11 protein-coding genes and 1 pseudogene are annotated in these 17,715 nt (G+C 66.7%); 4 read left to right on the top strand and 8 right to left on the bottom strand.

Annotated elements, in window-relative coordinates:
• Positions 1 to 128 precede the first annotated feature (128 nt).
• Positions 129 to 461: a YnfA family protein gene (locus PCQ86_RS10790; RefSeq protein WP_011805330.1), complete on the bottom strand. Its 333-nt coding sequence runs from the start codon at positions 459 to 461 to the stop codon at positions 129 to 131.
• Between the two features lie 35 nt (positions 462 to 496).
• Positions 497 to 3,641: pseudogene (locus PCQ86_RS10785) on the bottom strand (bifunctional diguanylate cyclase/phosphodiesterase).
• Positions 3,642 to 3,812: 171 nt separating this feature from the next.
• Here PCQ86_RS10785 and PCQ86_RS10780 point away from each other — a divergent pair.
• Positions 3,813 to 5,681: an ABC transporter ATP-binding protein gene (locus PCQ86_RS10780; RefSeq protein ID WP_270173696.1), complete on the top strand. Its 1,869-nt coding sequence runs from the start codon at positions 3,813 to 3,815 to the stop codon at positions 5,679 to 5,681.
• Between the two features lie 120 nt (positions 5,682 to 5,801).
• Here the strand turns inward: PCQ86_RS10780 and mdtD are convergent, their stop codons facing one another.
• The gene (gene mdtD / locus PCQ86_RS10775; RefSeq protein ID WP_270173695.1) at positions 5,802 to 7,238 is read right to left on the bottom strand and encodes a multidrug transporter subunit MdtD; all 1,437 of its coding nucleotides are present in this window, start codon (positions 7,236 to 7,238) and stop codon (positions 5,802 to 5,804) included.
• Between the two features lie 302 nt (positions 7,239 to 7,540).
• On the opposite strand from mdtD, the gene PCQ86_RS10770 reads away from it, so the two are divergent.
• Both PCQ86_RS10770 and PCQ86_RS10765 read left to right on the top strand, forming a co-directional pair.
• Positions 7,541 to 8,119: a C40 family peptidase gene (locus tag PCQ86_RS10770; RefSeq protein WP_270173694.1), complete on the top strand. Its 579-nt coding sequence runs from the start codon at positions 7,541 to 7,543 to the stop codon at positions 8,117 to 8,119.
• Between the two features lie 136 nt (positions 8,120 to 8,255).
• Positions 8,256 to 8,735 (top strand): EVE domain-containing protein, encoded by a 480-nt coding sequence (locus PCQ86_RS10765; RefSeq protein WP_015913211.1) that lies wholly within the window; start codon positions 8,256 to 8,258, stop codon positions 8,733 to 8,735.
• 93 nt (positions 8,736 to 8,828) lie between these two features.
• Here PCQ86_RS10765 and PCQ86_RS10760 read toward each other — a convergent pair whose 3' ends face one another.
• Both PCQ86_RS10760 and PCQ86_RS10755 read right to left on the bottom strand, forming a co-directional pair.
• On the bottom strand, positions 8,829 to 9,716 hold the full coding sequence (locus tag PCQ86_RS10760; RefSeq protein WP_270173693.1) for an NAD(P)-dependent oxidoreductase: 888 nt from the start codon (positions 9,714 to 9,716) through the stop codon (positions 8,829 to 8,831).
• A gap of 63 nt (positions 9,717 to 9,779) precedes the next feature.
• A complete protein-coding gene (locus PCQ86_RS10755; protein WP_270173692.1) occupies positions 9,780 to 10,739 on the bottom strand; it encodes a class I SAM-dependent methyltransferase in 960 nt (319 codons plus the stop codon).
• Positions 10,740 to 10,864: 125 nt separating this feature from the next.
• On the opposite strand from PCQ86_RS10755, the gene PCQ86_RS10750 reads away from it, so the two are divergent.
• The gene (locus tag PCQ86_RS10750) at positions 10,865 to 11,179 is read left to right on the top strand and encodes a DUF2322 family protein (RefSeq protein WP_270173691.1); all 315 of its coding nucleotides are present in this window, start codon (positions 10,865 to 10,867) and stop codon (positions 11,177 to 11,179) included.
• 134 nt (positions 11,180 to 11,313) lie between these two features.
• Here the strand turns inward: PCQ86_RS10750 and lpdA are convergent, their stop codons facing one another.
• Genes lpdA through aceE form a run of 3 tightly spaced genes read right to left on the bottom strand, consistent with a single transcriptional unit; the run spans position 11,314 to position 17,597 of the window.
• Positions 11,314 to 13,173 (bottom strand): dihydrolipoyl dehydrogenase, encoded by a 1,860-nt coding sequence (gene lpdA / locus PCQ86_RS10745; protein ID WP_270173690.1) that lies wholly within the window; start codon positions 13,171 to 13,173, stop codon positions 11,314 to 11,316.
• A 16-nt stretch (positions 13,174 to 13,189) separates the two neighbouring features.
• A complete protein-coding gene (gene aceF / locus PCQ86_RS10740) occupies positions 13,190 to 14,881 on the bottom strand; it encodes a dihydrolipoyllysine-residue acetyltransferase (RefSeq protein ID WP_270173689.1) in 1,692 nt (563 codons plus the stop codon).
• Positions 14,882 to 14,900: 19 nt separating this feature from the next.
• Positions 14,901 to 17,597 (bottom strand): pyruvate dehydrogenase (acetyl-transferring), homodimeric type, encoded by a 2,697-nt coding sequence (gene aceE, locus PCQ86_RS10735; protein WP_270173688.1) that lies wholly within the window; start codon positions 17,595 to 17,597, stop codon positions 14,901 to 14,903.
• Positions 17,598 to 17,715: the final 118 nt, after the last annotated feature.

Genomic DNA, 17,715 nt, shown 5'->3' with positions numbered 1-17,715 from the left:
AATCATACCGTGGCGCTCGTGTCGGCCCCATGCCCAGCCGGGCATCCTTCGATTGCAAGCAAAAATGGCCTCTAGCGCTTACCCAGCAAGCGCCAGCAGCTATTCTTACGAGAGCATCCTACGGCAGCTCAGCCCCCACGCGGGGCGAAGGCAATGATGGCCATGCCGCACAGCGTGACGGCCACGCCCAGCCAGTCCCATGGGCCGGGGCGCACGCCGTCCACCGTCCACAGCCAGACCAGCGCCACGGCCACATACACGCCGCCGTAGGCCGCGTACACACGCCCTGTGGCCGCCGGATGCAGCGTGAGCAGCCAGGCAAACAGCGCCAGGCTGGCGGCCGCCGGCACCAGCAGCCAGGCGCTGCGCCCCTGGCGCAACCACAACCAGGGCAGATAGCAACCGACGATCTCCGCCACGGCAGTGAGCAGGAACAGGGCCAGGGTCTTGAAGGGCAGCATGCGTGAATGCGTGATGGAAAAGAAGGCCGCAGCGATCAGACGCCGGCCCGCTTCAGCACCAAGGCCTCGAACGCCGCAGCCTGCAGCGGTGGGCTGAGCAGATAGCCCTGCCAGGCGTGGCAGCCGTTGCGCTCCAGAAAGGCGCGCTGCGCCTCGGTCTCAACGCCCTCGGCCACCACCCGCAGGCCCAGGCTGGTGCCCAGGGCGACGATCGTGCGTGCGATCACGGCATCGTTGGGGTCGGTGAGCACGTCGCGCACGAAGCTCTTGTCGATCTTCAGCTCGTGCAGGGGCAGGCGCTTGAGGTAGGCCAGCGACGAGTAGCCCGTGCCGAAGTCGTCCAGCGAGAAGCCCACGCCGTAGCCACGCAACTGCACCATCTTGGCGATGGTGTCCTCCACGTCCTGCAGCAGCATACCCTCGGTCAGTTCCAGCCGCAGGCGGCGCGCGTCGGCGCCCGAGGCGGCCAGCGCCTCCAGCACCTGGGGCACGAAGCTACCCTCGTGGAACTGGCGCGGGCTCACGTTCACCGCGACGGTGAGCTCACCCAGCACGGGGTGCGCGCTCCACTGCGCCAGCTGTGCGCAGGCGCTGCGCATCACCCAATCGCCCACGCGCAGGATCAGTCCGCGTTCTTCCGCCAAGGGAATGAACTCCGCTGGCGAGATGAAGCCCCTGTCCGGGTGGCGCCAGCGTACCAGCGCCTCGGCGCCCGTGATGCGGCCCTGGTCCACCTTGGGCTGGTAGAACAGTTCTAACTGTCCCGCATCCAGTCCGGCGCGCAGGTCCGCCTCCAGCGCCGCGCGTTTGGACACCGCAGCCTGCATCTGTGGATCGAAAAAGCGCAGCGTATCGCGCCCGGCAGCCTTGGCCTCGTACATGGCAAGGTCGCTGCGCTTGAGCAGTTCGTCCGCCGATTCGCGCACCCCGCGGAAGATGGCGATGCCCACGCTGAGCGCCGTGTGGTGCTGCTGACCGTCGATGTCGAAGGGCGCGCGAATGGCCGCCAGGATCGTCTGGCCCATTTCCTCGGCGCGGTTGGCGGCCTCCTGCGGGTCGGCGCCCAGGTCCTTGAGCACCACGACGAACTCGTCGCCGCCGTGGCGCGCCAGGGTTTCGTCCTCGGGCACGCAGTCGCGCAGCCGCCGGGCCACCTCGCGCAGCAGGCGATCACCCATGTCGGGGCCTTGCGTCTCGTTGATGGTCTTGAAGTTGTCCAGATCCAGCATCATCACCGCGCCGCACAGCTGGTGGCGGGCGCTCATGGCCAGCGCCTGCTCCAGGCGGTCCAGCAGCAGGCGGCGGTTGGGCAGGCCGGTGAGCGGATCGTTGTAGGCCAGGTAGCGCACCTCTTCCTCGGCCGCCTTGCGCTGGCTCTGGTCCACCATGGTGACGATGTGCGAGTCGCCCAGGATCATGCCGGACAGCTCGACCGCGCGGCGCACGCCCGACTTGGCGGTGATCACGCATTCCACGGTACGGATGGCACCGTCGGGGTTCTTCAGCGCCGCCGTGCACGCAGCGAGCCATGCCTCGCGCGCATGCTCGCGTTGGCGTGCGTCGGGCATTACCAGGCGCCACCAGGTGTCCACGTCGGGCGCCTCGCGTATGTCGTAGCCGCAGATCTGGACATGACGGTCGTTGCGGAACACGATCTTGCCGTCCTGCACCTGGTTCACGCCCACGGGCATGTGGTTCAGGATGTTACGCAGGTGCTCCTCGCTCTGGCGCAGCACCTGCTCCATGTGCTTGCGCTTGCTGATGTCCTGCACCACCGCAAGATGGTGCTCGGGCTGGCCTTCCAGGCGCAGCGGCGAGACCATGAGGTCCACCCACACCTCGCTGCCGTCCTTGCGGCGGTAGCGCTTTTCCATGCGGTATTCGCTCAGCTCACCGGCCAGCATCCGCTGCAATTGCTCCAGGTCCGCGGCCAGGTCGCTGGGCTCGCTGAAGTCCTGAAAGCGCATCTGCTGCAGTTCCTGCGCGCTGTAGCCCAGCAGGTCGCAGAACTTCTGGTTCATGCGCACCAGGCGGCCGGTGCGCGAGTCGGTCTGGGCGATGCCCACCGCGGCCTGGTTGAACACGGCGCGCAGGCGCGCCTCGCTTTCGCGCAAGGCCGTATCGGTCTCCTTGGCATGGTCCAGTGCCTGCGACCGCCGCAGCACCAGCATCGATACCAGCGCGGTGAACAGTGCGGTCACCAACAGACCGCCAGAGCCCAGCAGCCAGGGCAGGCGCGACTCCTGCGGCGAGAGGAACGGAACGACGGGCTGGAACTGCAGGCTCCAGCGCCTTCCGCCCACGCGCACGCTTTGCTCATATTCCATGGCAGAGGTGCCGACGTGCGTCTCCGATTCAAAGAGGGATTGCGGCGGAGCAGGCACCTCGCTGTTGAAGGGGCCCACGTCCGCCATGCGCAGCGCCAAGCCCTGCATGTTGCCCGCGGTGCGCACGGCATGCACGATGTCGTAGATGCGCAGGCTCACGCCCACCACCCCCAGAAAGCGCGCCGGCCCCGCCTGTCCGGCCGCCGGCTCGGCAAACACCGGCATGCGGATGATGACGCCCGTGCGGTGCTCGGTTTCCTGGTGCAGCTCGAACGGCGCGGAGGCGACCAGCCCGCCGGTGTCGCGCGCACGGCGCATGGCTTCGAGGTTGGCTGGCTGGGAATGGATCTCCAACCCTTGCACGCTGCTGTTGCCCCCCCTGCGGCCAGAGGTAGTCCACCACGAAATAGTCCGGCAATACGGCCTGCGGATGGATGGCGAAATCCCGCGGCAGGTCGTCGTCCAGATGCGGGTCGGAGCGCGCCTGCTCTTCGAAGGCCGCCCGCCGGGGGCCGGGCACGTACCGCGTAAAGTTGATGTTCTTCACGCCGGGGTGGTAATGCCGCAGATCCAGCTCACGCGCCACGCGCTCGAAGTCGGCGCGCCGCAGCTGCGGATTCACCGTCAGCAGGCCACGCATGCCCTGCAGCAAATCCGCGTGGGACTCCATGCGCCGCTGCAGCGTCTCGGCGAACAGCCGGGCCTCCTGCTCGAAACGTACCCGCGCGATGGCCTGCATGGAGGACTGCTGCTGGTGGTACAGCGCGTAGCTTGCCGCGCAACCGGCCAACGCCACGGCCGCTCCGGGGAGCCCATGCCAGGGGAACGAGCGCTGTGCGTGGGATGTCGGCATGCGGGCAGATGGACAGGGAGGACAACGGCTGATAGGCCGCCGCCGCGCCGCAGAGCATAGCGGCATTTACCGATGCGGGGGCAACAGGCACCGCCAACGTCTGCTGCGACCGAGCGGCCGCGGCGCCTGCGCAATTCCCCACGCCGGCGTCGCCAGCCGCCGGCCCGTACCATGGCCGCATCAGGAGTGCCCGCCATCGTGTTGTTTCGGTTGTTCGAAAATCGTGTCCCCCCGTACCCTGCGGCCGAGCCGACCGTGCCGCCCGCCGGGTTCCTCGCCTTCGTGTGGGCCAGCACGCGCGGCCTGCGCGGCTATGTCGGGGCCATGGCCGCCCTGTCTGCCGTGGTGGCCATCTACGAGGCGCTGCTGTTTGCCGTGCTGGGACGGGTGGTGGACTGGATCGCCGCCACTGCGCCCGAGCGCTTCTGGGCCGAGCGCGGCACGCTGCTCGCCGGGGTGGCTGCGGTGCTGGTCGCCAGCATTGGCATAGTGGCGCTGCAGACCACCGTGCGCCACCAGGTGCTGGCCATCAACTTCCCGCTGCGCCTGCGCTGGAACTTCCACCGGCTGATGCTGGGCCAAAGCATGGCGTTCTATGCGGACGAGTTCGCGGGCCGCATCACCACCAAGATCATGCAGACCGCGCTGGCCGTGCGCGACATGATCTTTACCACCTGCGACGTGGTGATCGGCATGGGCGTCTACCTGGTCACCATCCTGGCACTGGCGGGCGGCTTTGAATGGCGGCTGCTGCTGCCCTTTCTTGCGTGGGCGCTGTGCTACGCGGCCGCGTGCTGGTACTTCGTGCCACGCCTGGGCCAGGTGAGCAAGGCCCAGGCCGACGCGCGCTCCGTCATGACCGGCCGCGTGACGGACGCTTACACCAACATCGCCACGGTGAAGCTGTTCTCGCACACGCGGCGCGAGGCCGAGTTTGCCCGCGCGGCGATGGACGCGTTCAAGACCACGGGCTACGCACAGATGCGGCTGGTCAGCCGCTTCGAGATCGTGAACCACGCCCTGGTGGTGGGCATGATCCTCGGTGCCTGCGGCACGGCGCTATGGCTGTGGTCACGGGGCGAGGTAGGCGCCGGCGCGGTGGCCGCGGTGACCGCGATGGCACTGCGCGTTTCGGGCCACGCCCACTGGGTGATGTGGGAGATGACCACGCTGTTCGAGAGCGTGGGCACCATCCAAGACGGCATCAACACCCTCACCCGCCCCCGCACGGTGGTGGATGCGCCCGATGCCCGCCCGCTGCAGGTCACGCGTGGCGAGGTGCAGTTTGAGAACGTGCGCTTCGGCTACCGCGACGGCGCGGCAGTGATCGACGGGCTGAACCTCACCATCCGCCCAGGCGAGCGCATCGGGCTGATCGGCCGCTCCGGCGCGGGCAAGTCCACGCTGGTCAACCTGCTGCTGCGCTTTCATGACGTGCAGGGCGGACGCATTCTGGTGGACGGGCAGGACATCGCCCACGTCACGCAGGACAGCCTGCGCCAGGCGATCGGCATGGTCACGCAGGACACTTCGCTGCTGCACCGATCAATGCGCGACAACATCCTGTACGGCCGCCCCGATGCCTCCGAGGAAGACATGCGCCTGGCTGCCGAACGCGCCGAGGCCGCGCAATTCATCGACGAGCTGACCGACCTGCAGGGCCGCCGCGGCTACGACGCCCAGGTGGGCGAGCGCGGCGTCAAGCTTTCGGGCGGGCAGCGCCAGCGCGTGGCGATCGCACGCGTGATGCTCAAGGACGCCCCGATCCTGCTGCTGGACGAGGCTACCAGTGCGCTGGACTCCGAGGTGGAAGCGGCCATCCAGCAGAGCCTGGACGGACTGATGCGGGGCAAGACGGTGATCGCCATCGCGCACCGCCTGTCCACCATCGCCGCCATGGACCGGCTCATCGTGCTGGACGCCGGCCGCATCGTCGAGGAAGGCACGCACGCACAGCTGCTGGCGCAAGGGGGTGTCTATGCGCGGCTGTGGACGCACCAGAGCGGCGGCTTCATGGGACAGGACCCGGACGAGGCCTGAGCGATACAGGATCGGCCGCGCACGATCATGGCAATCGGGATAGAAATAGGCCTCCGAGGCAATACTGGCAAGCGCCAACAGCTCTTATAACAATAGCACAAGAGACCGACGAGTCCCGGTTCAGCTCTGCTCCTCGGGGCCCAGGGGATGGGGGCGCTGCGGCTCGTGCGGCGGCAACTGCAGGAACAGCGCCGTGGCCGCCAGCGTCAGCACACCCATGCAGGCAAACGTGGCGCGGAACGCGTGGAGCGTGTCCTGCGCATCTGCGGCGCCAAAGTAGCCCTGGAAGCTCGCCAGCACCGCCCCGGCAGCCGCCACCCCCATGCCCATGGCCAGCATCTGCACCATGGACAGCAGGCTGTTGCCGCTGCTGGCATGACCCGTGTCCAGGTCCTTGAGCGTGACCGTGTTCATGGCCGAGAACTGCATGGAGTTCACGCCACCAAACGCCGCCAGCTGCACTATCAGCAGCCACGGGGGCTGGCCGGGCGTGATCAGGCAGAAGCTGGCGATGAGCAACGCCAGCGCGCAGGTATTGACCACCAGCACCTCGCGATAGCCCCAGCGCCGCACCATGAAGGTGACCGCAGGTTTCACGGCCATGCTGCCCAGCACCGTGGGCAGCATCATCATGCCCGCCTGCATGGGTGCGTAGCCCAGGCTGACCTGCAGCACCAGCGGGATCATGAAGGGCATGCACGAGCTGCCCAGCCGCGAAAACAGGTTGCCCAGCAGCCCCACACGCAGCGTGCGCACCGCGAACAACCCCGGCACAAACAGCGGCGCATCGCTGCGCAGCGCATGCAGCCAGTAGGCCGCCAGACTGGCCAGGCCAAAGATCATCATCACCAGCGACGACGCGCTGCGCGCACCACCGCCGGCCATGCCCTCCACCGCCAGCGACACGGCCGCCATGCCAAAGGCCAGCAGACCATAACCCACGGCGTCGAATCCACGCACGGCCAGCACCTCTCCCGCCGCCATGAAGCGCCGCGCGGCCATCAAGCCCACCAGCCCCACGGGCACATTGACCCAGAAGATCCAATGCCAGGAGGCGTACTCCACCATCCAGCCGCCCAGGGTCGGCCCGATCAGCGGCCCCACCAACCCGGGAATCGCCACGAAGCTCATGGCGCGGATGAACTCGTCGCGCGGAAACGCCCGGAGCACCGCCAGCCGCCCCACGGGCAGCAGCAGCGCACCGCCCAGCCCCTGGACCACGCGCGCGCCCACCAGCAGCGGCAGCGTGGACGACAGCGCGCACAACACTGAGCCGAGCACGAACAACGCGATCGCCAACATGAACACCCGCCGCGTGCCGAAACGGTCCGCCAGCCAGCCCGACGCCGGAATCAGCACCGCCATGGCCAGCGAATACGCCACGATCACCGAGTGCATCTGCAGCGGGCTCTCGCCCAGGTCGCGCGCCATGGCCGGCAAGGCCGTGTTGACGATGGTGGCGTCCAGCGTCTGCATGAAGAAGCCCAGCGCGACCACCCACAGCAGCGGCTGGCGCGAAGTGGGGGAAACAGGTCCACGCGTCATGAAATCGCCCATGTCGGGCTCAGAAAAGAAGGCCAAAGTGTGCCATTGGGGCCCGTTTGCGGACTAATGCGCTGGTCATATCCGTCAAAACGATGTTGGGCCCTGTTCACCAAACATGAACCGCTATCAAAGTAGAAGCACTTTCCCGAGATGGTGAGTGGCAGGTATGCGGAGGCACTTCACCCCATCACCGGGCAAAACCCAGCAAGACGTTGCCTATCGCCGCGGGCACGTTCATGAAAATCTATGTAAATCAACTATTTACTATCACTTGTCGGCAGATTTCCCGTCATGCCGTGGTACCCTCGCGCCCCATGTTTCGTCGGTTGTGCCTGCTGCTGCTGCTTTGCTCGAATGCCTACGCCGCTCCCTCCCCCGAGGTGGAGCGGGCAGCCGCCACCCCTGCAGTCAGCATTGACCGCAGCCTGCTCGTCCAGTTGCAGGACGTTCAGCACAACGTGGCAGACCGCACCTCCTCCCTGATTTCCACCGCCATGGGCTTCATCGGCGTGCCATACCGCCGGGGTGGCAGCAGTGCCGAGACGGGTTTTGATTGCAGCGGCTTCGTGCGCGCCATCTATGAACAGGCCAAGGGCATGGTGCTTCCACGCCGCGCCAACGAGCAGGCCGCCGCCACCGAAGTCATCGACAAAAAAGACCTGCAGCCCGGCGACCTGGTGTTCTTCAACACCATGCGCCGCGCGTTCAGCCACGTAGGCATCTACGTGGGTGACGGCAAGTTCATCCATGCCCCGCGCTCCGGTGCGCAGGTGCGCGTGGAAGACATGGGCGCTTCCTACTGGCAGCGGCGCTTCAACGGTGCACGGCGCGTGACCACGGACGAAGACGCCGCCGCCATGGCCATTTCGGCGCGCTCTCCGGCCGCCAACTGAGACCGGGGCCGGCACCCTGTCCGGCACTGCTCTAGTAATTGCGGTAAGTAGCTACGCACCGGGCCAGCGTTTTCAGTGCCTGCACATGGGGTGACGGTGTGCAAGCCACACAGGTGTCCTGAGTCTCCTTCCAGCCATGACCACACCCACTACGCGCTTTTGGCTCATGAAATCGGAGCCCGACGAATGCTCCATTGACGATGCATTGGGCGCTCCGGGCGCCACCGTGCCCTGGACCGGCGTGCGCAATTACCAGGCGCGCAACTTCATGCGCGACGAGATGCAGGTGGGGGATGGCGTGCTCTTCTACCACTCAAGCTGCCCTGCACCCGGTATCGCCGGCATTGCACGCATAGCCTCGGGCGTACGTCCCGATCCCACACAGTTCGACCCTGAATCCCCTTACTACGACCCCAAGTCACCCCTTGAGAAACCCCGGTGGCTGCTGCGGGACGTGCAAGCCGTGCGCAAGACACGGCTCATTGGCCTGGCGGAACTGCGCGCCCATCCCGAATTAGCGTCGATGCGCGTACTGCAGCGAGGCAACCGGTTGTCGATCACGCCGCTGCAGCCGCAGGAGTGGACCTTCATCACGCAGGTGCTCGCGGCAGACTAGCGGGCCGCGCGGGTGTCCCCGCCACGTATCAACAGGCTGGAGGCGGGAGGACTGGAGGCGGGAAAGGGAATCCCGCCAGAAACCCAACCTTCATCAACCCGCCCCCTTGGCGCGCAGCAGCGCTACCAACTCCGGCACCAGCGCCTGCGGCCCACCCTCGGCAACGGCGGTGGCAAAGGTGTCGTGCACGGCCTGGGCAATGCCATCGGCCGCGCCGCCGTCGTGCGCCATGGCGGTGTAGTAGCCCATGTCCTTGAGCGCGTTGGACATGAAGAAGCGCAGCCCGGAGGGGTCCTGCTGCAGCAGGTAGGGCCGCAGGCGCTCCAGCGCCACGCCGCCGCCGCCGCCCTTGGCGAGAACATCCAGGAACACCTGCGGGGCCACGTCGGCCGCCAGCGCGCACGCGGCAGCCTCCGCGATCAGCGCCACGCTGCCCAGCGACACATAGTTGTGCAGCAGCTTCATGCGGTGGCCGCTGCCCACGGCACCGGTATGCGTGATGTTCTCGGCAAAGCACTGCAGCACCGGGCGCACTTCGTCGAGCAGTGCGGCCTCGCCGCCCACCAGCAGGTTCAGCCGGCCCTCGGCGGCCTCCTTGGGGGTGCGGGTCATCGGCGCATCCAGGAACCGCCCGCCGGCCGCCGCCACGGCGCGGGCGACGGATTCTGTGGACGAAGGAATGGCCGTGGAGCAGTCGATCACCACGGTGCCGGGCTGCAGGGCGGCCAGGGCGCCCTCCTCGCCCAGCAGCACCGCCTCTACCTGGGGCGATCCCGTCACGCACAGGATGAGCAGCTGCACCTGTCGCATCAGTTCATGCACCGACGCGGCGCTGGCCACGCCCTGGGCGCGCAATGCATCCAGGGGCTGGTTGCCAGGGTGCTCCAGCACCGTCAGCGCATAGCCCTTGCGGGCGATATTCATGGCAATGCCGTGGCCCATCAGGCCTACGCCGATCAGTCCGATGCGAGGGGTGTTCATGTGCTGCGTTTCAACCGGTGGGTGGGAAGCGGTGTCCACCGCATTGTGGCGCGCGGAGCCCCTTCAACCCACCGCCGCCGTATTCCGGAAAACCAGTACCTTCAGCGACCGCTCCTCGTCCACATCGGCGAACACCGCCGGGTTGGGAACGCGTTCCACGAACGCCAGCGAAGGCGCCTGGGATCGCATCTGCTCGCACAGAAACTCCATCCCCAGCTCCGGCGCGTTCAGGCACAGCAGGGCGTGGCCGCCCGGCATCAGCAGTTCCGGCAGGCGCCGCATGAGCCGCGCATAGTCCTTGGTCGCGACGAAGCTGCCCTTCTGGTAGGACGGCGGATCCACGATCACCAGGTCGTACGGCCCGCTGCGCGTGATCTTGCCCCACGAGCTGAAGATGTCATGCGCCAGAAAGCGGGCACCGGCGCCCAACCCGTTGAGCTGGTGGTTCTGCTGCCCGGTGGCTATGGCACCCCGGCTCATGTCCACATTCACCACGTCCGCCGCGCCCGCCTGCAGCGCGGCAACCGAAAACGCACAGGTATAGGCGAACAGGTTGAGCACCCGAGCGCCGCGCCCGGTGCGTGCGCGGTGGTTCGCCACATGCGTGCGCACCCAGCGACGCCCTTCGGCCATGTCCAGGAACAACCCGTGGTTCTGCCCGCGCAGCACCTGGACGCGCAGGCGTGCGCCATCCTCGGTGACCACATGCGGCTGGGGCACCTCGCCCGCCATCAGTCGCGTATCGCTGCGGCCCTCGATGCGCAGCGCCTCGCCGCGGTGCTGGAACACCCAGTTCAGCGGCTGCCCTGGCGCCACCTGCTGCCAGCGTGCGCGCAGGGCGCCGTCGATGGTGGCGAGTGCGTCGTCCGTCACCGGGGCGAAGCTGGTGAGCACCAGCACGGGTGGATAGGCATCCAGCGTCCACTGCTCGCTGCCGGGAAACCGCCCGCCACGCCCATGGAAGATGCGGCAGGCCTCAACGGGCGGAGTGAGGGTGGCGATGGCGTCGAGCAGGGCTTGCATGAGTGGGGTCGGGCGCAAAGAAAAATAGGCATCAAAATGCCCTCTAACGCAGATTGTGCCAGCGCTAACAGCTATGGTTTTTACGTTATCGTCACGGTTTCATCCGCTCCGTTCAAGGCTTTTGCATGACCTTCGCTGACAACCTGCGCCAATTGCCCTCCATCGCCCACCTGGCCGCCCTGCAACTGCTGGACGACGCCGGCCATGTGGTGGCCACCATTCCCAACCAGCCGGGCAAGACGGGCTCGCTGACCGTGTACGCCGCGCTGGCCGCCAAGCACGGCGGCATCACCGTCGCCGCGGCGCAGGAAGGCCTGGAACTGTTCGCCGAACACACCGCCGATGCCCGCCAGCATCCCGGCAGCCATCCCAACATCGACCGGCTGCTGCAGGTGATCGAGACGGGCCAGGGCTACCGCGTGGCACTGGTGCAGGCCTGAACTGCCACGCACACTCGCCAACCCAGCACCTCATACTCAAAAACGCCTCCAGCTCTTGCACAGCAAGCGCCAGGCGCTATCAAAAGCATAAAAAAGGCAGCCAGAGGCTGCCTTTTTTGCTACGGCCGCGGCCTTTACCTGCGCTGCGGCGGCACGTCCGTGCAACTGCCGTGGGCAATCTCCGCCGCCATGCCGATGCTCTCGCCCAGCGTGGGGTGCGGGTGGATGGTCTTGCCGATGTCCACCGCGTCGGCGCCCATCTCGATGGCCAGGGCGATCTCGCCGATCATGTCGCCGGCGTGCGTGCCGACGATGCCGCCGCCCAGGATGCGGCCGTGGCCGTGCGCCTCGGGGCTGTCGTCGAACAGCAGCTTGGTAAAGCCTTCGTCGCGCCCATTGGCGATGGCGCGGCCGCTGGCCGCCCAGGGGAACAGGCCCTTCTTGACCTTGATGCCCTGCGCCTTGGCCTGGTCCTCGGTCAGGCCCACCCAGGCCACTTCGGGGTCGGTATAGGCCACGCTCGGGATCACGCGGGCGTTGAAGGCGGCGCTTGCCAGTTCCTTGTTGCCCTGCAGTTCACCGGCGATGACCTCGGCCGCCACGTGCGCCTCGTGCACCGCCTTGTGCGCCAGCATGGGCTGGCCCACGATGTCGCCGATGGCGAAGATGTGTGGCACGTTGGTGCGCATCTGGATGTCGACGTTGATGAAGCCGCGGTCCGTCACGGCAACACCGGCCTTGTCAGCGGCGATCTTCTTGCCGTTGGGGGTGCGGCCCACGGCCTGCAGCACCAGGTCGTACACCTGGGGCTCGGGCACCGTGACGCCGTCCTTGGCGGGCGCGAAGCTTACCTTGATACCTTCGGGCGTGGCCTCGGCGGCCACGGTCTTGGTATTCAGCATCACGTTGTCGAAACGGTGCTGGTTCATCTTCTGCCATACCTTGACCAGGTCGCGGTCAGCGCCCTGCATCAGGCCGTCCAGCATCTCCACCACGTCCAGGCGCGCGCCCAGCGTGCTGTACACCGTGCCCATTTCCAGGCCGATGATGCCGCCGCCCAGGATCAGCATGCGTTTGGGCACGTCCTTGAGCGCCAGCGCACCGGTGGAATCCACCACGCGCGGATCGTCGGGCATGAACGGCAGGCGCACGGCCTGGCTGCCGGCGGCGATGATGGCGCGCTTGAACGCCACCACCTTCTTGGCGCCGGTCTTGTCCTGGCTGGTGCCGGTGGTTTCCTCCACCTCCAGGTGGTTGGCGCCGACGAAGTGGCCGTAGCCGCGCAGCACGGTCACCTTGCGCATCTTGGCCATCTGCGCCAGCCCGCCGGTCAGCTTGCCGATGACCTTTTCCTTGTGGCCGCGCAGGGTGTCGATGTTGACCTGCGGCGCGCCGAAGTCGATGCCGGCGCTCTTCAGGTGGCTCACTTCGTCCATCACCGCGGCCACGTGCAGCAGCGCCTTGGAGGGAATGCAGCCCACGTTCAGGCACACGCCGCCCAGGGTGGCGTAGCGCTCGACCAGCACCACGTTCAGGCCCAGGTCGGCCGCGCGGAAGGCGGCGCTGTAACCGCCGGGGCCGCCGCCCAGCACCAGCACATCGCACTCCACGTCGGCACTGCCGCCGAAGCTGGCCGCTTCGGTTTTAGGAGCTGCTGGCGCTTGAGCAGCGTGCGCTGGAGCCGGTTTTGACTCAGATGGCGGTGCGCTGGGCGTGCTCGCCGCGGCAGGGGCCGCAGCCGGCGCCGCCGCTCCCTGCGCCACTTCCAGCGTCAGCAGCACGGAGCCCTCGGCCACCTTGTCGCCCAGCTTGACCTTGAGCTCCTTGACCACGCCGGCGTGGCTGCTGGGAATCTCCATGGAGGCCTTGTCGGACTCCACGGTGACCAGGCTCTGCTCGGCCCGGATGGTGTCGCCCGGCTGCACCAGCACTTCGATCACGCCCACCTCGGCGAAGTCGCCGATGTCGGGCACCTTGATGTCGATGATTGCCATATGTTGTGCTCCGTCCTTACAGCAGGATGCGGCGGTAGTCCGCCAACACCTGGCCCAGGTAGGCGTTGAAGCGCGCGGCAGAGGCGCCGTCGATCACGCGGTGGTCGTACGACAGGCTCAGCGGCAGCATGAGGCGCGGCACGAACTGCTGGCCGTCCCACACGGGCTTCATCTGGCTCTTGGACAGGCCGAGGATGGCCACCTCGGGCGCATTGATGATGGGGGTGAAATGCGTGCCGCCAATGCCGCCCAGCGAGCTGATCGACATGCTGCCGCCCTGCATGTCGGCCGCACCCAGCTTGCCGTCGCGGGCCTTCTTGGCCAGCTCGGCCATCTCGGCGCTGATCTGCAGGATGCCCTTCTTGTCGGCATCTTTCAGCACAGGCACCACCAGGCCGTTGGGCGTGTCGGCCGCAAAGCCGATGTGGAAGTACTGCTTGTAGACCAGCGCGTCGCCGTCCAGGCTGGCGTTGAACTCGGGGAACTTCTTCAGCGCCGCGACCACGGCCTTGATGACGAAGGCCAGCATGGTGACCTTGACGCCGCTCTTCTCGTTCTCCTTGTTGGTGGAGACGCGGAAGGCTTCCAGCTCGGTGATGTCGGCCTCGTCGTTATTGGTGACGTGGGGAATCATCACCCAGTTGCGCGACAGGTTGGCGCCGCTGATCTTCTTGATGCGCGACAGCTCCTTGCGCTCGATGGGGCCGAACTTGGCGAAGTCCACCTTGGGCCACGGCAGCAGGTCCAGGCCCACCCCAGAGCCACCCGCAGCGGGCGCCTTGCTGCCCTGCGCCTGGGTCTGCAGCGCACCGCTCATCACCTGGCGCGTGAAGGCCGCCACGTCATCCTGCGTGATGCGGCCCTTGATGCCCGTGCCCTTGACCTCCGCCAGCGGCACACCCAGTTCGCGGGCGAACTTGCGCACCGAGGGGCTGGCGTGCGGCAAGCCCGGCGTGGGCGTCGAGGGCTGGTGGGCCGGCACGGGCGCCGTTGCCGTTGCCGCAGCCGGTGCGGGCGCGGAGGCCTGAGCCGCCACGGGCGCGGCAGCGGCCGGAGCGGAAGCGGAAGCGGCCGCTGGTGTAGAAGCCTGCGCCGGAGCGACCGCCGGTGCAGGGGCGGCACCTTCAAGCACCGCCACGAGGTCGCCCACGTTGATCTTGTCGCCGATCTTGACCTTGAGCTCCTTGAGAACGCCGGCGGCGGGCGAAGGGATCTCCATCGAGGCCTTGTCGGACTCCACGGTGAACAGCGACTGCTCCACCTTGACCGCATCGCCGGGCTGGACCAGCAATTCGATCACGGCGACGTCCTTGAAGTCACCGATGTCGGGCACACGCACCTCAACCGCGCCACCACCCGCAGCAGGGGCGGCGAGTGCAGCAGGCGCGACCGGCGCTTGCGTTTCGATAGCTGCCGGCGCTTGTGCGGCGGGCGCTGGAGCCGGTTTTTCATCAGAAGCAGCGGCTTCGCCCGCAGCCTCCAGCACGGCGATCACGCTGCCCTGCTTAACCTTGTCGCCCAACTGGACCTTGAGTTCCTTGACCACACCCGCGTGGCTCGACGGGATTTCCATCGAGGCCTTGTCGGACTCCACGGTGATCAGCGACTGCTCCGCCTTCACCGTGTCGCCCACCTTGACCAGCAGCTCGATCACGCCGACTTCGTCGAAGTCGCCGATGTCGGGAACCTGGATGTTTACCAATGCCATTGTCTTGTCTCCCGGGCCATCAGGCGTGCAAGGGGTTGATCTTCTCGGTCTGGATGCCGTACTTGGCAATCGCCTCGGCCACCTTCGCCTTGGGCAGCTTGCCCTCGTCGGCCAGTGCGCTCAGCGCGGCCACGGTGATGTAGTGGCGGTTGACCTCGAAGTGCTCGCGCAGGCGGTAGCGGAAGTCGCTGCGGCCAAAGCCGTCGGTGCCCAGCACGGTGTAGGAGCGCCCATCGGGAATGAAGGCGCGGATCTGCTCGGCGTAGTTCTTCATGTAGTCGGTCGAGGCGACCACGGGGCCGGTGCTCTTGCCCAGCTGCTGCGCCACGAAGGACGTGCGCTGCGCCTCCAGCGGGTGCAGCAGGTTCCAGCGCGCCACGTCCTGGCCCTCGCGGGTCAGCTCGTTGAAGCTGGTGCAGCTCCACACGTCGGCCTGCACGCCCCAGTCGGCGGCGAGCAGCTTCTGCGCCTCGATCGACTCGCGCAGGATCGAGCCCGAACCCAGCAGCTGCACGCGCTTGTCGCCGTCCGCGCCGGCCTTGCACAGGTACATGCCCTTGATGATCTGCTCTTCCGTGCCCGGCTGCAGGCCCGGCATGGCGTAGTTCTCGTTGAGCAGCGTGATGTAGTAGTAGACGTTTTCCTGCTTCTCCACCATGCGCTTCAGGCCGTCCTGCATGATGACCGCCACCTCGTGCGCGAAGGTCGGGTCGTAGCTCACGCAGTTGGGAATGGTGTTGGCCAGGATGTGGCTGTGGCCGTCCTGGTGCTGCAGGCCTTCGCCGTTGAGCGTGGTGCGACCGCTGGTGCCACCCAGCAAGAAGCCGCGCGCCTGCATGTCGCCCGCGGCCCAGGCGAAGTCGCCAAAGCGCTGGAAGCCGAACATCGAGTAGTACACGTAGAACGGGATCATGATGCGGTTGTTCGTCGAATACGACGTCGCCGCAGCGATCCACGAGCACATGCCGCCCGCCTCGTTGATGCCCTCCTGAAGAATCTGACCGGCCTTGTCTTCCTTGTAGTACATCACCTGGTCGCGGTCGACCGGGGTGTAGAGCTGGCCCTTGGGGTTGTAGATGCCAATCTGGCGGAACAACCCCTCCATGCCGAAGGTACGCGCCTCATCCACCAGGATGGGCACCACGCGCGGACCCAGGGCCTTGTCGCGCAGCAGCTGCGTGAGAAAGCGCACGTAGGCCTGGGTGGTGGAGATCTCGCGGCCCTCGGCGGTGGGCTCCAGCACGGCCTTGAACGTCTCCAGCGCCGGCACGGTGAAACTCTCGTCGGCGTGCGTGCGACGCTGCGGCAGGTAGCCGCCCAGGGCCTTGCGACGCTCGTGCAGGTACTTCATTTCCGGCGTGTCGTCGGCCGGCTTGTAGTAGGGCAGCTTGTCCAGCTCGCTGTCGGGGATCGGGATGTTGAAGCGGTCGCGGATGTACTTGATGTCCTCGTCCGACAGCTTCTTGGTCTGGTGCACGGTGTTCTTGCCCTCACCGGCCTTGCCCATGCCATAGCCCTTGACGGTCTTGACCAGCAACACCGTGGGCTGACCCTGGTGTTCATTGGCCGCATGGAAGGCGGCATACACCTTCTCGGGCTCGTGGCCGCCGCGGCGCAGTTCCCAGATCTCGTCGTCGCTCATGTGCTCCACGAGCTTGGCCGTCTCGGGGTACCTGCCGAAGAAATGCTTGCGGATATACGCGCCGTCCATGGCGCGGTAGGTCTGGTAGTCGCCGTCCAGCGTCTCCATCATCAGCTGCTTGAGCTTGCCGCTCTTGTCGCGTGCCAGCAGCTCGTCCCAGCCCTTGCCCCACAGCAGCTTGATGACATGCCAGCCCGCACCGCGGAAGGCACCCTCCAGTTCCTGGATGATCTTGCCGTTGCCGCGCACCGGGCCGTCCAGGCGCTGCAGGTTGCAGTTGATAACGAAGATCAGGTTGTCCAGGTTTTCACGCGCGGCCAGGCTGATCGCGCCCTTGCTCTCGGGCTCATCCATCTCGCCGTCGCCCAGGAATACCCAGACCTTGCGGTTCTTGGTGTCGGCGATGCCACGCGCATCCAGATACTTGAGAAAGCGCGCCTGGTAGATGGCCATCATCGGCCCCAGGCCCATGGACACCGTGGGGAACTGCCAGAAGCCCGGCATCAGCTTGGGGTGCGGGTAGCTCGACAAGCCCTTGCCGCCGGTCTCCTGGCGGAAGTTTTCCAGCTGGTCTTCGGTGATGCGGCCTTCGAGGTAGGCGCGGGCATAGATGCCGGGCGCGCTGTGGCCCTGGAAGTAGATGCAGTCGCCGCCGTGGCCTTCGCTCTCGGCATGCCAGAAGTGGTTGAAGCCCGCGCCCCACATGGAGGCCAGCGAAGCGAAGGAGCCGATGTGGCCGCCCAGGTCGCCGCCGTCATGCGGATGCAGGCGGTTGGCGCGCACCACCATGGCCATGGCGTTCCAGCGCATGTAGGCGCGCAGGCGCTTCTCGATGGCGATATTGCCGGGGCAGCGGGCCTCCTGGTCCGGCTCGATGGTGTTCACGTATCCCGTATTGGCGGAGAACGGCAGGTCAATACTGCTCTGGCGCGCCTGCTCCAGCAATTGCTCCAGCAGGAAGTGGGCACGCTCCGGCCCCTCCTTGTCGATCACTGCCGACAGCGCGTCCAGCCATTCGCGGGTTTCCTGTTGGTCGATGTCGGTAGCGGTCAGGACTTTGGTCGGATCAGACATACCTGTCTCCTTGATTCAGTGGCAATAACGGTAATACGGGCGCGAGTTTCGCACAAATTTTCATCATTTCAAATGATGCTTTTTCATCTCTTAATATGAAAAATTGCTGCAATTGCAC

It is taken from the genome of Diaphorobacter sp. ED-3, assembly GCF_027625375.1.
Taxonomy (GTDB): Bacteria; Pseudomonadota; Gammaproteobacteria; order Burkholderiales; family Burkholderiaceae_C; genus Diaphorobacter; species Diaphorobacter nitroreducens.
This window is presented reverse-complemented; position numbering and strand designations above follow the sequence as displayed.

Bases quoted from the DNA above. Each gene is read 5' to 3' on its own strand.
- PCQ86_RS10790 (WP_011805330.1), bottom strand. From the start codon at position 461: ATGCTGCCCTTCAAGACCCTGGCCCTGTTCCTGCTCACTGCCGTGGCG.
- PCQ86_RS10780 (WP_270173696.1), top strand. From the start codon at position 3,813: ATGGCCGCATCAGGAGTGCCCGCCATCGTGTTGTTTCGGTTGTTCGAA.
- mdtD (WP_270173695.1), bottom strand. From the start codon at position 7,238: ATGGGCGATTTCATGACGCGTGGACCTGTTTCCCCCACTTCGCGCCAG.
- PCQ86_RS10770 (WP_270173694.1), top strand. From the start codon at position 7,541: ATGTTTCGTCGGTTGTGCCTGCTGCTGCTGCTTTGCTCGAATGCCTAC.
- PCQ86_RS10765 (WP_015913211.1), top strand. From the start codon at position 8,256: ATGACCACACCCACTACGCGCTTTTGGCTCATGAAATCGGAGCCCGAC.
- PCQ86_RS10760 (WP_270173693.1), bottom strand. From the start codon at position 9,716: ATGAACACCCCTCGCATCGGACTGATCGGCGTAGGCCTGATGGGCCAC.
- PCQ86_RS10755 (WP_270173692.1), bottom strand. From the start codon at position 10,739: ATGCAAGCCCTGCTCGACGCCATCGCCACCCTCACTCCGCCCGTTGAG.
- PCQ86_RS10750 (WP_270173691.1), top strand. From the start codon at position 10,865: ATGACCTTCGCTGACAACCTGCGCCAATTGCCCTCCATCGCCCACCTG.
- lpdA (WP_270173690.1), bottom strand. From the start codon at position 13,173: ATGGCAATCATCGACATCAAGGTGCCCGACATCGGCGACTTCGCCGAG.
- aceF (WP_270173689.1), bottom strand. From the start codon at position 14,881: ATGGCATTGGTAAACATCCAGGTTCCCGACATCGGCGACTTCGACGAA.
- aceE (WP_270173688.1), bottom strand. From the start codon at position 17,597: ATGTCTGATCCGACCAAAGTCCTGACCGCTACCGACATCGACCAACAG.